We start from the raw sequence: 15,245 nt of genomic DNA on the forward strand, positions 1-15,245 counted from the left end.
TTTATTAGTAACAAAGATAAAACGGAAGTAAAGAACAATTGTTCGTAACAAAAACTTTTCGGTGAAATCATTTTTAAAAAAGTTGGTTATCTCAAATAAAGTATTAGCTTTACATCAAGAAAGTTACTTACCATACTATCTACAATAACCACATTTTATTTTACTGTTATTTTTAGATTTCCTCATCCTCCTGAATTTCTCCTCTAATCTCAATTTTACTGTGTAGTAACTATTTGAACCATTTATTCATTTAGCTTATTTCTTACCTCAAAATATACACAAGATGAAAACAATTTTAACCATTCTATCTGCTTTATTTACATTTGTATCTATTGATGCGCAAGGCAATTTTGATACAGCTATTCAAACAACTTCAGCTACGTCCGGCAATAAGGTAAACAGTATGTCAAATGAGCAAACCTTATTATCTTCTGCTGTCAATAACTTTGATTTTACTGATAAAAAAGGTATTTCTATCATGCCCAATGGCGTAACCAACGATGTAAAAATTGTTTTTAAAACAGCTAAAGCGGCTACTGGTTCAATTGAAGTTTTAGATGAAAGCGGAAAAAAAATCTTACAACAAAATGTTTCAATTACCGCGGGTAATAATAATATCAACATCAATGATTTTCACAAGTTGAGTGAAGGAACTTATACCATACAATTAATCAGCGATAACAAAACTTATTCTTCCACTTTTATGATTTGGAAGTAACTTTTTAAAAAACCAGGCACAAATTAATGCTCTTCTTTTACAGAGGAGCTTTTTTTATTAACCTACCGGATTCATATAAGATTTCAAAGCATTTACATACCCTTCAAATGAATCAACCCCCTTGGCAGTAATTTTACATACGGTTTGAGGATAATTGTCTTTAAATTGTTTAGTTACATCAATATAACCAGCGTCTTTGAGTTTATTGATCTGAACACTCAGGTTACCCGCAGTAGCATTTGTTTTTTCTTTTAAAAAAGTAAACTCAGCTTCCTTTACATTTATTAGTAAACTTATAACGGCCAACCTGAGTTGCGAATGTAATAGTGGATCTAAGTCTTTAAACATTGGCTTTTTGTTTGATACTATTATTTATTGAAAATTACTTCATAAAATCAATCCATGCTTCTGTTTTTACATCTGCTCCTCAACAAATAAGGGATAACAGGTCTAATCAAAATAGAAAAAGCGGTTATTAAAATAGTAGTGCATAGTAAAGGCTGACAGATAAAACAGCCTGCAACTAAGCCCCAATACTTTCCCAGACCAATGGGATTTTTTATAATAGGCTGGTAACCGTTGCTGCAATGATGCATCAAAATAACTTATTTACAATCTTTCATCAGGTTTTCCACCCTTTCTTTACCCCAGTTTGGACTGATGTCGCTGGCGGGTTTAAAAGTAGCGTATTTATCCAATGCAGTCTGCAACTGGGGTTTAGCTGTTTTGCATCCACCGCCAAATTGTTCGGGTGTATATTTTAAACCCTGGCCTTTTAAAAAATATGGCCGTGGATTTGTGGCATCCTGGTGAATGGCTGCATCCATATTGCTGCTACTTTCCTGGCCATATTCCTGCCATCTTTGCATAGGGTTAACCATCATGTGGCAACTGGCTATCATACTTTTAATACAGGAAATTTCAGAATTATTTGGAGACAATGAATCTGCTTTTGCAATCAGCAAAGTTGCCTTATCTGCATAACCATCTATCTTATCTTTATCCGGCTCCATAAAACCATAATTTACCTGGCAAAAAGCAGCATAATAATACGGCAGCCATTGATTTTTTTCTGCATTGGCAATGCGTTCAAAATTGTTGGCAACATTTAAAAGTTCCGGAGCATTTTTGAAACTGCTATCCATTGCACTAAGATTTTTTTTCATAGCTGCAGTAAATTTTTCACTCTGTGCAAATGCAACAACAGTTGCTAATAACACAATTGCCGAAAGAATTAATTTTTTCATTTTTTTTAAATTAAATAGTGGTTGATTTAAATGATCGTTTATTTTAATTATTGTTATTTATAAATTATTATTGATGGCATCCTGTGTCCGGTCTATTCCGAAACTGAGGAAACATCCGATAAATACAAATCTTTTACTGGGCGGTGTTATCGCTTCTTTTCTGCTACCGTTGTAATTGTAGTTATAATTGTAAATAATATTCTGACCTAACACATTACTTATACCTAACACCCATACAGCAAAGGTTTTGGTGTTTTTATTGCCAATATTCGGAAGCCAGTTTATACTAAAACTCATGCTGTTGTAATTGATGGTTTTACCTGCATCGGTAATAACATATTTATTGGTTGCATCCTTTGCAATCCGGTAATACGGACGGCCAGTAGCGAAATTATAGCTTAGATTAAATTGCGTTTTTAGCGGTAAAAAAAATCTTTTAAATACAAAAGCAGCCGTATGGGTTGCCGCAAATGAAGGCTGTATCGCCGCAGGATAATTTAAAAAATCTCTTTTGGTATTGAGGTACGAATAAGAAAGCCAGTAATCAACATTTTTGATTGTCTTTTTGTCTCTCCAAAAAAATTCGATGCCTTTCGCATCACCATAACCATTGTTGTTAGCAGCAATTTCATGACTACTAAAACTGCTATCCGTTTTATACAGGTTATTGTATTTTTTGTAAAATAATTCCATTCTTAATGTATAATCTTTTGTTTGTTTACTGTATTGAAAAATATAGTGCGTTGCCCTTGAATAATCAAGTCCTGCAAAACCGGGTAAATACTTTCGTTCGGGGTTTTGATAAAAAATACCATACGCAAAAGACGCCTGGCTGTTTAGACCTGTTTTGTAAGCCAAAGAAATTCTTGGTGCTATATTCCATTTACCGATTAGCTCAGAATGCTCTAAACGACTACCGATTTTTGCTGCTAAATTATTGGTTACATAAATATCCGTTTCAGCAAATGCCGCCAGCAAATGATCATTTACCTGTTGCGAAAATCTTGTTCCGTCATACAAAGTATAGGTGGTTTTTTCATTGCTGTAAAAATAATCAGTTCCAAAACGGATGGCGTTTAAACCAAACAATTTTTTTTCAAAAACCATTCTTGCCTGTGCATACCTAGCCTCACTCAGCAGGTTAAAATTTTTATAATTAAACAATGGATTAGTGCTTGTAAATTTTTCATTGCCTGCATCCTGAACTTCGTTTACAATATTATCTTTATTGGTACTAAAACTAATGCCAGTATTTATTTTCCAACCGTTGCCTATTCTATCTTTCCAGTTAATGTTTTGATAAGTATTGATATTGGCAATTGAAAATGCGTCTTTCAAAATGGTGGAGTCAATATCTGGTGAGCGAAATCCCGTTTTGTTGGTACTGATATATCCGTAATATTTAATAAAGCCGCCGCTCTTTGTTTTTATTCTAAAATTTGCGTCAGCCTGCTTTACAAGTGGCACCTCAAAGAAATCCTGCTTTTGCTTAATTACGTTAAATGCCAGCCAAAGATTGGTATAATTAACCGATACACCCCAGGACGATTTTTTGTCTTTCGACAAATGCTGGATGCCTCCGCCTACACCTACCACAGACAAACTCAGGTCTGCCTCAGTCTTTTCCGGCAGATCCTTACTCTCTAATATTAAAGCAGAAGATAATGCCTGCCCATACAAAGCCGAGTAACCACCGGTACTAAAAATAGTACCCTTAAATAAAAATGGGTTAAATCGTCCACGGGTGGCAATACCGGGTGTACTGCTATAAAAGAAATTGTTTACCAGGTTCCCATCAATAAAAATTTTACTTTCTGTGGCTGTGCCTCCTCTTACAAACAATCCTTCACTCTCCCCCACCTGCTGGGTTCCAGGCAATGATTTAAACGCACTGGTAAGGTCGCCATTGGCGCTTGGGGTGGTTACAATATCAATGTCACTTAAAACAGCACCTTTGTTTTTATCGCTCGCCTCAAATGAACCTGCGGAAATTACTACAGCTTTCAATTCTGTAATTTGCTCTTTAAGGAAAATATCCTGTATTAAATCTGCCGGACCAATAATTATTTTTTTAGATATGGTATAATAACCTGATATGGTAGCTTCCAAAAGTTGGTCACTTTTTTCAGAAGTTGCAAAAAAATATCTACCGGCAGAATCGGTTGTTGCCCCATCATATGTATTTTTTAAAGCAACACTTACTCCACGCAAAGGCCTGTTTTTACTGTCTGTAATGTGTCCTGAAATAGAAATTTGTGCCTTTACGGTACAAAAAGCCAGTATAAAAACGAGAAATAATGATTGTTTCATTGCAGTTAAATTTCAATACAAACATAAAGTAGTTTACATCATAAACCAAATTAAATTATTTATTTTACTTTTGATTTTTAGCGAATGAAACCGGGAAATTTAAGAGAGAAATATCTTTTTATATAGCTTATAGTCAATAGGTTACAGCAAAGGGGTTGCAGGTTTTAACAGCTTACAAATTGATAAAAACTTATTAACATCCCAAAAGATTTATTTTTTTATGTGTGGGCAATTTGTAATTTAGCAATAGAATTTAATGGGTTAGTAAGTACAAAGGGTTAGCAGAAATGCTGACCCTTTTACTTTAATGCATTCTTCCATTGCATTATTCCTTCTTTATAAAATGATAATTTTTATTTCATTGCAAATCTGCAAAAATATTTTTACCCCTTGTTTCTAACACGATATACTTTGAAAAATATTGTTCCCTTGAAAAAATAAATGCTTCTTATTTTTTACGTTTTAATTTTACACAATGAGTAAAACCAAGTCAGCATTTTTTTGTCAGAGTTGCGGATATGAAAGTACTAAATGGACCGGCAAATGCCCTTCTTGTAATAACTGGAATACGTTTGTAGAAGAGGTGATTGTAAAAGGAAATGACAAAGCCGAAAACAATGAATGGAAAGAATACAATGGGAGTGGAAAATTAAAAACTATTTCAATAAACAATGTAATCAGTGCAGAAGAAAAAAGAATTGTTACAACGGATGCTGAAGTAAACCGTGTGTTAGGCGGAGGCATTGTACTGGGCAGTATTGTGCTGGTAGCGGGCGAACCGGGAATTGGCAAATCTACCTTGTTTTTACAAATTGGTTTACAATTGAAGGGGGTAGTTACCTTATATATCAGTGGAGAAGAAAGTGAGCACCAAATAAAAATGAGGGCAGACCGTGTGGGTATAAAAAGCGATAATTTTTATCTGCTTACAGAAACAAATACACAAACCATTTTTCAGGAAATAAAAAAATTAAAACCACAACTGGTAATTGTTGATAGTATACAAACGCTGCAATCGCCTTTTGTAGAAAGCGGCCCCGGCAGTGTAAGCCAGATAAGAGAATGTGCTGCTGAATTGCAGCGCTTTGCCAAAGAAACCAATACGCCCGTTTTTTTAATCGGCCATATTACCAAGGATGGAAATATTGCCGGACCGAAAATACTGGAACATATGGTAGACACTGTGCTGCAGTTTGAAGGTGACCGCCATTACGCCTACCGCATTTTACGTACTTTAAAAAACCGTTTTGGTTCTACTTCCGAATTGGGTATTTATGAAATGACCGGAGAAGGTATGCGTGCAGTTACCAATCCTTCTGAAATTTTAATCACTCAAAAAGAAGAGCAGTTAAGTGGCATCGCCATTGCTGCCACTATTGAAGGCATTCGCCCATTACTGATTGAAGGACAGGCATTGGTAACACAAAGTGTTTATGGTACACCACAACGTACGGTTAGCGGTTTCGATTTGCGCAGGTTACAATTACTGCTGGCAGTATTGGAAAAACGTGGCGGCTTTCATTTTGGTGTTAAAGATGTATTTGTAAATATTGCGGGCGGTATTAAAATAGAAGACCCTTCCATTGACCTGGCGATTGTTTGTGCCCTGCTGAGCAGTTACGAAGACATTCCCATTAATCAGCACTATTGCTTTGCCGGTGAAGTGGGTTTAAGTGGTGAAATAAGGGCAGTAAACAGGATTGAACAACGCATTGCTGAAGCAGAAAAACTAGGCTTTGAAAAAATTATTGTGAGTAAGTACAATGCTAAATCACTGATTAAAATAAAAGGCAGTTCGTCCGCAGGCAATACTGGTATTGAAATAGTGCCATTGGCCAAAGTAGAAGAACTGTATCAATATTTGTTTTAAGAAATCAGCCAGTTTAATAAGCAGTAATGGCTTTGAATATAAAATTGTTTAAAGTACATTTAGCCTGTGCCTTTTTTTAAAACCATATTATCAGATACTATTCATCTTTTTTACCCGCATGTTTGTACCGGATGCGGTAGTGATCTTTTGGACGAGGGAAATTTATTATGTATAAAGTGTATTGCGAATTTACCCGAAACAAATTTTGCAAAACACGCCAATAACCCGGTTGAAAAAATATTTTGGGGACGATTGCAATTAATCGCTGCGCATAGTGAATTTTATTTTTCAAAAAATTCACTGATACAACAACTCATTCATCAGTTTAAATACAAAGGCAATACCGATATAGGATTTTATATGGGTGAACTAATGGGCAAAAGTTTACGGGCAAGTAATCGCTTTGATACGGTTGATGTACTTATTCCCTTACCATTGTATCGGGATAAAGAACGAAAACGCGGTTACAACCAGGCAGCAATTATCTGCAATGGAATGTCTGCTGTTATGAATATCCCAGTTATAAAAAACAATGTGCTGCGCCAGCGTTATACCGATACTCAAACAAAAAAACACCGGACAGAAAGATGGGAAAATGTAGCAGGCAGTTTTATTATTACCGATACAAACCAACTGGCAGGTAAACACATATTATTGGTAGATGATGTTGTTACTACAGGAGCAACGCTTGAAGCTTGTGGCAGTACAATTGCTTTAATCAATAAGGTGCAGTTGAGTATAGCAACATTGGCACATGCTCCAAAATAACAACAGTTATGAAAAAAATACAATTGAAATAAATAACTATTTTTGAATCATGAAACATTTCGTAACCCATATTTTCCGACTGCCTTTTTTAGGTTGCCTGTTGATTACAATATTCTGCATCCCTTTCTCTTCCTGCCAGAAAGATTCGTTTATCACCAGCCAGAATGCACAGCTTTCTACCAGCACTGACAGCCTGAAATACGATACCGTTTTTACCAGCGTAGGTTCCATCACCCAATCTTTTAAAATTAATAATCTTAATAATCAAAAGTTGCTGTTAAGTACCGTTAAGCTGATGGCGGGATCTGCTTCTGCATTTAAAATAAATATCAATGGTACGCCGGCGGATGAAGCAAGTAATATTGAAATAGCAGCCAACGACAGCGTGTATGTTTTTGTTACGGTACATATTAACCCCAGCATTACTAACCTGCCTTTTATTGTGAGAGACAGTATTATGATTATGTACAATGGTAATAGCCACTTTGTACAACTGGAAGCTTATGGACAAAACGCCAATTTTTTGCGCAACAAGGTTATAAAAGGAAATATAAACTGGAGCAGCAGCTTACCCTACGTGGTGCTTGGAAGTGTACGAATTGATTCTGCAGCTACTCTGACCATTGAACCTGGATGTAAAATTTATTCGCACGCTGACGCACCGTTTATTGTGGACGGTACACTTATAATAAATGGCACCAAAGAAAAAAACGTAATTTTTAATGGTGACCGCCTTGATGCGGATTATAAAAGTTTACCAGCCAGCTGGCCGGGTATATATTTCAGGGAACGCAGTAAAAATAATGTACTAACCTATGCCAATATAAAAAATGCCTACCAGGCTGCAGTAGTGGAAAAGCCCTCTGTTAACAGCAACTCCAAATTAATTTTACATCAATGCATCATTGACAATGCGTACGACGCAGGCTTACTTTGCGTTAATTCAAGCGTGGATGCAGATAATAGTTTATTTACCAATTGTGGTACCAATGTAAGCTTAACCTATGGCGGAATTTATAACCTCACATACTGCACCGTTGCTAGCTATTCAACTAATTACACCCTTCATAAAAAACCGGTGCTGGTAGTAACGGATTATGCCTCTCTGAATGGAGGTATCCTTTCTGCAAGCCTCAACGCAGCGTTTCGCAATTGCATTTTTTGGGGTGATAACAACATAGTGGATAATGAAGTAGCGATTGATAAAAAAGGTTCCGGTTCATTCAGTGTTTTGTTTGATCATTGTCTTTATAAAGCCAGGGAAGACCCATTAAACTGCACTATAACGGAAGCCATTAAAAACCAGGATCCGCTTTTTGATAATGTGGACGCAACCAAACAACTATTTGATTTTCATACAAACAGTAGTGTCGCTCCGGGAATTAATAAAGGAATAGGTGGCACTGATTTTGCAAAAGATCTGGATGACGGTAACCGTTCGGTTGGAGTACCGGATATAGGATGTTATGAAAAACAATAATTGATTAAACAAACCCGTATTTTTATGTGTTATAAACTTAAAGTAAATTTATGATTAAATTATTATCAATCAGTTTTGCGCTATTATTTGGCACAGCTAAAACTAACAACGCTTTTATGAATAAGGATGTTTCCCCTTCAGCAACCTCATCTTCCAAATCAATTTATAATTTTAAAGTAGAAGCTTTAGACGGCACTACTATTGATTTTGCAAAATTTAAAGGCAAAAAAATATTAATTGTAAACACTGCTTCTGCATGTGGATTTACCCCGCAATATGAAGGACTTGAAGCCTTGTATAAAAAATATCAGGACAAATTAGTAATTGTTGGTTTTCCTGCAAATAATTTTGGCGGACAGGAACCTGGTACCAATGGAGAAATAAAAGAATTTTGTAAAAAAAATTACGGAGTTACCTTCCCGATGGCAGCAAAAATTTCTGTTAAGGGAGATGACATTGCTCCTATTTATAAATGGCTTTGCAGCAAAAGTGAAAACGGGGTTTTAGATGCAACCATTTCCTGGAATTTTAATAAATTTTTACTGGATGAAAATGGACACCTGGTTACTAAATTTGACAGTAAGATTACCCCAATGAGCGACGAGCTGACTAGTAAATTATAAAAATATAAAAAGAAATTTCCAAAGCGGTTCCTTCCAGAGCCGCTTTTTTTATTTACTCCCCGGTAGGTTTGTTAAACTTACTAAAAACTATATTTGCAGGGTGCAATTTAAAAATATAACAGGACAGAACGAAACGAAAGAGCAGTTGGTGCAAATGGTGAAACACAACCGGTTAAGCCATGCCTTACTGTTTTTAGGTAAAGAAGGCAGTGGTGCATTGTCACTAGCCATGGCATTTGCACAATACATTGTTTGCGAAAAAGTAAATGGCAAAAATAAAAAAAGCGCAGAGCCTTCTTTATTTGGCGAAGAAGCTGTTGCGGAAAAACAAGCAGTTACACAGCATGATTCCTGCGGAGTTTGCCCAGCCTGCATTAAGGCTGCCCGGCTCATGCACCCCGACATACATTACTCTTACCCTGTAATAACAAAAAAAGCAAGCCAACCACCCATCAGCACCGATTTTATTACAGAATGGAGGGAGTTTTTTTCTCTTCACCCTTATGGAAATGTGTATGACTGGCTACAGTTTATACAGGCCGAAAATAAACAGGGAAATATTACCGCCGAAGAATGCAACGATATTAACCGTAAAATAAGTTTAAAGAGTTTTGAGAGTGAATATAAAATTTTGATAATCTGGATGCCGGAATACCTCACCAAAAACGGCAATAAATTATTAAAACTTATCGAGGAGCCTCCACCAAATACCTTGTTTATTTTGGTGGCAGAAAATGAAGGATTGATTTTACCTACCATTTTATCAAGGACACAACTGGTAAAAATTCCCTTGCTCACCAGTTTGGAAATTGAAGCTGCACTGGAATTAAAAAGTGGTGTAGCAATGGAAAAGGCGCAACAGGTAGCCGCGTTAAGTGAAGGTAATTACAGGGAAGCCCTGCAATTATTACAGCACGCAGAGGATGATTGGCAGGCAACTGCAAGAGAGTGGCTAAACCTGCTGGTAAAAAAAAACCTGGCAGGACAGGTAAAATGGATTGAGGAGATGAGTAAGCAGGGGCGGGAAAAGCAAAAGCAGTTTCTTAAATATTTTACGCATTTACTTGAGCAAGCCATTCGTTTAAAAAGCATTCCTTCACTGATAAATACAGAGCAATCTGGTACAAACGAACAGGATTTTGCCTTGCGGTTAAATAAATTATGCAGCGTTCCGCAACAGGAAGCCATTATAAACGAACTGGATAAAGCCAGTTATTATGTAGAACGCAATGCAAATGGTAAAATGCTGTTTCATGCGCTGTCTATTAAGTTGTACCATATTATTAGTAACAATTCGTTAATTTTGACAAATTGAGGAAAATGGCCAGTGGTTTGGAGTTTAGAGAAAGACGCTTGTGTATTAAAAAAACTTTCTCAGCTGTAGTTAAGATGGTACGTCGGTACCCAATTAATTTTGGGCACCTATTAGTTATAACGATCCTGAAAGTACTGAGAGCACCATTCGTATTTTATGCCAGGTAAATAAGGTCGTTCAATATATAACTGTAGTACAAAAGTGCGACGCCGATGAAGCTTAACAGTTATTCTCCTGCTTGGTTCAAAAAAATTTTTCTTTTTGTAATATTATTCATTTTTAATTACTCAGGTATATGGGATGTGGAAGTTGTGGAACAAGTAAAGATGGCGCTCCGGGTGGTTGCCAAAGCCATGGCAGTTGCAGCAGCGGTGGTTGTAACCGCATGAACGTGCATGACTGGCTGGCAAACCTGCCTTTTAGTGACCCTGAAAGCGGCTGTAGAATTATAGAAATAAGTTTTAATAATGGAAGCCGAAAAGATTATTTTAAAAATACCACTACTCTTTTTTTTGAAAAAGGTGACATGGTAGCATTGGAAGGCGTTAGTGGTTTTGATATTGGCAGCGTAAATCTTACCGGCGAGCTGGTGCGGCTACAACTGAAAAAAAATAATATCAAAGAAGAAAGTACTGACATAAAAAGGATTCTCCGGCGGGCCAATGAAACAGACCTTAATAAATGGAAAGAAACAAAGGCAAGAGAAAAAGAAGTCATGATTCGCAGCAGAGCCATTGCCAAACAACTAAGGCTTGAGATGAAGGTGGCTGAAGTAGAAATTCAGGCAGATGGCCGTAAAGCTACTTTTTTTTACATCGCTGATGACAGGGTAGACTTTAGAGAATTAATAAAAATATACGCCGGCGAGTTTAAGGTTAAAGTAGAAATGAAGCAGATTGGTGCCAGGCAGGAAGCGGGCAAAGTAGGTGGAATAGGCAGTTGTGGCCGCGAATTGTGTTGCAGCACCTGGCTAACCGATTTTAAAAGTGTAAATACCAACGCTGCCCGTTATCAGAATTTAAGCATTAATCAAACCAAGTTAAGCGGACAATGTGGCCGGTTAAAATGTTGTTTAAATTACGAGCTTGATACATACCTGGATGCCTTGCAGCACTTTCCGGATGATTGTGAAATGATAGAAGTAGCCAGGAGCCGTGCTTTTTTAGTTAAAAAAGATATTTTTCGCAACCTGATGTGGTACACAATGCCGGACAGTAATAAACAATACCCTTTAACCATTGAAAGAGTAAAAAAAATAAAGAGCCTTAACCAACAAGGCATTCGGCCGGAAGAATTGGAAACAGTGGAAGTGGTGAGCAAAAAACCGGTTGAAATAGAACCTGCTTATGCAGATGTGGTTGGACAAATCAGTTTAAAAAGTCTGGAAAAAACCAGTCGTAAAAGAAGGGATATGGAACGTGGTCCACAACAACAGCCACCACAGAACCGCAACAATCAACAACCGGATAACAGAACGCAAAACAGGCCTTCCCAAAACCGTGACGGCAGAGAGCCACAAAAAAACAGGGATGCGCAGAGATCGCCACAAAATTCGGATGCTAACAAGCCTAACCAACCCCCACGTGGCAACCAGCAACAAAGACCTCCTCAAAAACGGGATGGACAAGCCTCCCAAAACCCCGGACAGCCTGAAAGGCAGCATCAACGTTCACCGCAAAACCGCAATGAAGAAAGACCGCGGCAAAAAAGTGAAGGGCAAGGTCAACGACCTCCAAATCAACGGAGCAATCAGCAGCAAAGACCTCCGCAAAAGCCGGATAACCGTTCACAGCCGGGGCCTGACCTCCCTGCAGACAATAAAGAAGAAAAAAATAATTAATTGATAAACAAAAACGTCGGGTATTTATACCGGACGTTTTTATTTTTGTATAATAATTTCATTCATGTCTATTAAGGTAATTAATCTTTCAAAAAATTATGGCGCTCAAAAAGCGGTCGATAATATTTCATTCAGCATTGGCAAAGGAGAAATAGTAGGATTTTTAGGCCCCAATGGTGCAGGAAAAAGTACTACCATGAAAATTATTACCGGTTATCTGGAATGTGATGGAGGAGTAGTGGAAGTTTGCAATGAAAAAGTAAACACCAGTTCCTTATCCACCAAAAAGAAAATTGGTTACCTGCCCGAAGCAAACCCGCTTTATTTTGATATGTATGTAAGAGAATACCTGGAGTTTATTGCCGGAGTTCATCATATTGATCACCCAAAAAATAAAATTGAAACAACGATTGCCACGGTTGGCCTTAGTTTGGAAGCTAATAAAAAAATAGGACAACTGAGTAAAGGCTATAAACAACGGGTGGGGCTTGCCGCAGCACTCATACACAATCCCGAAGTGCTGATACTGGATGAACCAACATCCGGGCTTGATCCCAACCAGATTGTGGAGATAAGGGAAGTAATTAAAAAGTTAGGAAAAGATAAAACCGTTCTTTTCTCCTCGCACATCTTACAGGAAGTGCAGGCCATCTGCGACCGGGTAATCATCATCAACAAAGGAACCATTGTAGCAGATGACACATTGAGTAATTTACAAAAAGGAAAAGATGATGAACATATAGTATTAATACATTTTAAAGAAAACGTATCAATGGCAACCCTGCAAAAACTGGAAAATATCAGCAAGATTGAAGCCGTTGGTATCTCGGGCTATAAGATACATACAGCCCATCCTGAAAGTATACGAAAGCAGTTAGTAGAATTGAGTTTGAAAAACAACCTTAACATTGTTTCTTTGCAGAGTGAAAGCAATAGTCTGGAAGTTATATTCAGAAATTTAACATCCGCAAAATAAAAATTAATACAATAATTAACAAACCAATAAACAACATCATGAGTTACATCGCAAGTATTTACGCCCGTCAAATTTTAGACAGCCGTGGCAATCCTACAATTGAAGTAGATGTGTTAACAGAAAACGAAAAGTTAGGCAGAGCAGCCGTGCCAAGCGGAGCCAGCACCGGTATACACGAAGCGGTAGAGCTTAGAGATAACAATAAAAAACTATACGGTGGTAAAGGCGTATTGAAAGCGGTAAAAAATGTAAATACTACCATTGCTGAAAATTTACTGGGCTGGGATATTGCGGATCAAACCGGTATTGATGCTGCATTGATAGCCCTGGATGGTACTGAAAATAAAGGAAAGCTGGGTGCCAATGCAATACTTGCCGTAAGCATGGCCGTAGCAAAAGCTGCGGCGCTGGAAGCTAATTTGCCGTTGTACCGTTACATTGGTGGTACCAATGCAAAAATTCTTCCTATACCCATGATGAACATCCTGAATGGTGGTGCACATGCTGATAATAAAATAGATTTTCAGGAATTTATGGTAATGCCAGTTGGAGCCTCCTCATTTAGCGAAGGTTTACAATGGGGTGTTGATATTTTTCATGCACTGAAAGTTGTGTTAAAGAAAAAAGGTTTTAGTACCAATGTAGGTGATGAAGGTGGCTTTGCACCCAACATTCAAAGTAATGAAGAAGCAATTGAAACTGTTTTAACTGCAATACAATCTGCGGGCTATAAAACTGGCAGCCAAGTTATGATTGCCATGGATGCCGCAAACAGCGAATTATGGAATGCAAAAGAAAAGAAATACATTTTTCATAAAAGTGACGGCAAAAAAATGACAAGCGAGCAATTGGTAGCTTACTGGGCAAGCTGGGTAAAGCAGTATCCAATTTTATCTATTGAAGATGGTATGGCAGAAGATGACTGGAAAGGATGGAAAATGCTTACCGAAGCAGTCGGCGACAAATGCCAGTTGGTTGGTGACGATCTTTTTGTAACAAATGTTACCCGTTTGGAAAGAGGTATTAATGAAAAAATTGCCAACGCTTTATTGGTGAAGGTAAACCAGATTGGTACCATTACTGAAACCATCAATGCGGTAAGTATGGCGCAGCAGGCTGGGTATAATACTATTATGAGCCATCGCAGCGGTGAAACGGAAGATACCACGATTGCAGACCTTGCAGTAGCGCTCAATTGCGGTCAGATTAAAACCGGTTCTGCCAGCAGAACAGATCGCATGGCTAAATACAACCAGTTAATCCGCATTGAAGAAATGTTAGGTGATACCGCTGTATATCCAAAAGGAAAGATTAAATTTGGTAAATAAAAGTAGTTGATTGTTGACAGTGTATTACCGTGTTTCCCCAAAACTATTTGTGAGCCACTGTCAACAGCTAACTGCCAACTATCAACAATATGAAATTTCTAACACACATACCTTCCTGGTTAAAAAATAAATACCTGCTGGCGGGAGCTTTTTTTGTGGTGTGGATGTTTTTTTTTGACCCAAAAGACTGGGGCGTAGCGTATGATAAAAGTGCAAAATTAAAAGAATTACAGAAAAGCGAAAATCACCTTACAGCGATGATAAAAGATACCAAAGAAGAGTTAAATCAATTAAAAACAAACGCCGGGACTATTGAAAAATATGCCAGGGAGAAATACCTGATGAAAAAGGACAATGAAGATTTGTTTATTGTTTCTTCATCTACAGCACATTAAATAATCAATAATCCTGTACAATAATGATTACCAATAGTCGTTTATGACTATGGATATTGATATTTAATTTTTAAACAAGCTATTAATTTGCCTATGTACAGTTTTACACCTGAGGATCTCATTCAGTATGTTTACAATGAGACTTCTACACAAAAATCGGCAGCTATTAAGGTTGCACTTGAAGCAGACTGGACTCTTCGTGAGCAATACGAGGAAATTTTGTCTGCTCAAAAGAGCCTTGAGAAAGTTAATCTTTCTCCCCGAAAAAACGTGATTGACAATATTTTGGCCTACGCCGAAAAATCTATTATTCATGCGGATACGGAGTTTTAATTCTACTGATTTTTTAATATAATTTTCGTCCCGTACAATACG

General features: G+C 37.3%; 14 protein-coding genes. 11 read left to right on the forward strand and 3 right to left on the reverse strand.

Annotated features, from left to right (window positions below; genetic code table 11):
- Window positions 1-283: 283 nt before the first annotated feature.
- Window positions 284-718 carry a T9SS type A sorting domain-containing protein gene (locus H7254_RS00565; protein ID WP_301931117.1) on the forward strand — a complete coding sequence of 145 codons (435 nt, stop codon included), beginning with the start codon at window positions 284-286 and terminating at the stop codon, window positions 716-718.
- 57 nt (window positions 719-775) lie between these two features.
- Here the strand turns inward: H7254_RS00565 and H7254_RS00570 are convergent, their stop codons facing one another.
- The 3 genes from H7254_RS00570 to H7254_RS00580 all read right to left on the reverse strand — a co-directional run bounded on the left by H7254_RS00570 (window position 776) and on the right by H7254_RS00580 (window position 4,275).
- On the reverse strand, window positions 776-1,066 hold the full coding sequence (locus H7254_RS00570) for a transcriptional regulator (protein WP_301931118.1): 291 nt from the start codon (window positions 1,064-1,066) through the stop codon (window positions 776-778).
- 257 nt (window positions 1,067-1,323) lie between these two features.
- Window positions 1,324-1,965, reverse strand: coding sequence for a hypothetical protein (locus H7254_RS00575; protein WP_301931119.1), 642 nt, complete (start codon window positions 1,963-1,965; stop codon window positions 1,324-1,326).
- 57 nt (window positions 1,966-2,022) lie between these two features.
- Entirely contained in the window at window positions 2,023-4,275 is a 2,253-nt protein-coding gene (locus H7254_RS00580; RefSeq protein ID WP_301931120.1) for a carboxypeptidase-like regulatory domain-containing protein, read from the reverse strand.
- A 475-nt stretch (window positions 4,276-4,750) separates the two neighbouring features.
- Here H7254_RS00580 and radA point away from each other — a divergent pair, with 475 nt between their 5' ends.
- The 10 genes from radA to H7254_RS00630 all read left to right on the forward strand — a co-directional run bounded on the left by radA (window position 4,751) and on the right by H7254_RS00630 (window position 15,203).
- Window positions 4,751-6,145 (forward strand): DNA repair protein RadA, encoded by a 1,395-nt coding sequence (gene radA, locus H7254_RS00585; RefSeq protein ID WP_301920706.1) that lies wholly within the window; start codon window positions 4,751-4,753, stop codon window positions 6,143-6,145.
- 66 nt (window positions 6,146-6,211) lie between these two features.
- A complete protein-coding gene (locus H7254_RS00590) occupies window positions 6,212-6,913 on the forward strand; it encodes a ComF family protein (RefSeq protein WP_301931121.1) in 702 nt (233 codons plus the stop codon).
- 49 nt (window positions 6,914-6,962) lie between these two features.
- The gene (locus tag H7254_RS00595) at window positions 6,963-8,393 is read left to right on the forward strand and encodes a hypothetical protein (protein WP_301931122.1); all 1,431 of its coding nucleotides are present in this window, start codon (window positions 6,963-6,965) and stop codon (window positions 8,391-8,393) included.
- Between the two features lie 116 nt (window positions 8,394-8,509).
- Window positions 8,510-9,016 (forward strand): glutathione peroxidase, encoded by a 507-nt coding sequence (locus H7254_RS00600; protein ID WP_301931129.1) that lies wholly within the window; start codon window positions 8,510-8,512, stop codon window positions 9,014-9,016.
- Window positions 9,017-9,116: 100 nt separating this feature from the next.
- Window positions 9,117-10,331, forward strand: a complete 1,215-nt coding sequence (locus H7254_RS00605) for a hypothetical protein (protein ID WP_301931123.1) — start codon at window positions 9,117-9,119, stop codon at window positions 10,329-10,331.
- Window positions 10,332-10,626: 295 nt separating this feature from the next.
- On the forward strand, window positions 10,627-12,171 hold the full coding sequence (gene ricT / locus H7254_RS00610; protein WP_301931124.1) for a regulatory iron-sulfur-containing complex subunit RicT: 1,545 nt from the start codon (window positions 10,627-10,629) through the stop codon (window positions 12,169-12,171).
- 64 nt (window positions 12,172-12,235) lie between these two features.
- Window positions 12,236-13,147 (forward strand): gliding motility-associated ABC transporter ATP-binding subunit GldA, encoded by a 912-nt coding sequence (gene gldA / locus H7254_RS00615; protein WP_301931125.1) that lies wholly within the window; start codon window positions 12,236-12,238, stop codon window positions 13,145-13,147.
- Between the two features lie 38 nt (window positions 13,148-13,185).
- Entirely contained in the window at window positions 13,186-14,475 is a 1,290-nt protein-coding gene (eno, locus tag H7254_RS00620) for a phosphopyruvate hydratase (protein ID WP_301931126.1), read from the forward strand.
- A gap of 89 nt (window positions 14,476-14,564) precedes the next feature.
- A complete protein-coding gene (locus tag H7254_RS00625) occupies window positions 14,565-14,870 on the forward strand; it encodes a septum formation initiator family protein (protein WP_301931127.1) in 306 nt (101 codons plus the stop codon).
- A 93-nt stretch (window positions 14,871-14,963) separates the two neighbouring features.
- The gene (locus tag H7254_RS00630; RefSeq protein ID WP_301931128.1) at window positions 14,964-15,203 is read left to right on the forward strand and encodes a hypothetical protein; all 240 of its coding nucleotides are present in this window, start codon (window positions 14,964-14,966) and stop codon (window positions 15,201-15,203) included.
- The last annotated feature ends 42 nt before the right edge of the window (window positions 15,204-15,245 follow it).

Source organism: Ferruginibacter sp., from assembly GCF_014377975.1.
Lineage (GTDB): Bacteria > Bacteroidota > Bacteroidia > Chitinophagales > Chitinophagaceae > Ferruginibacter.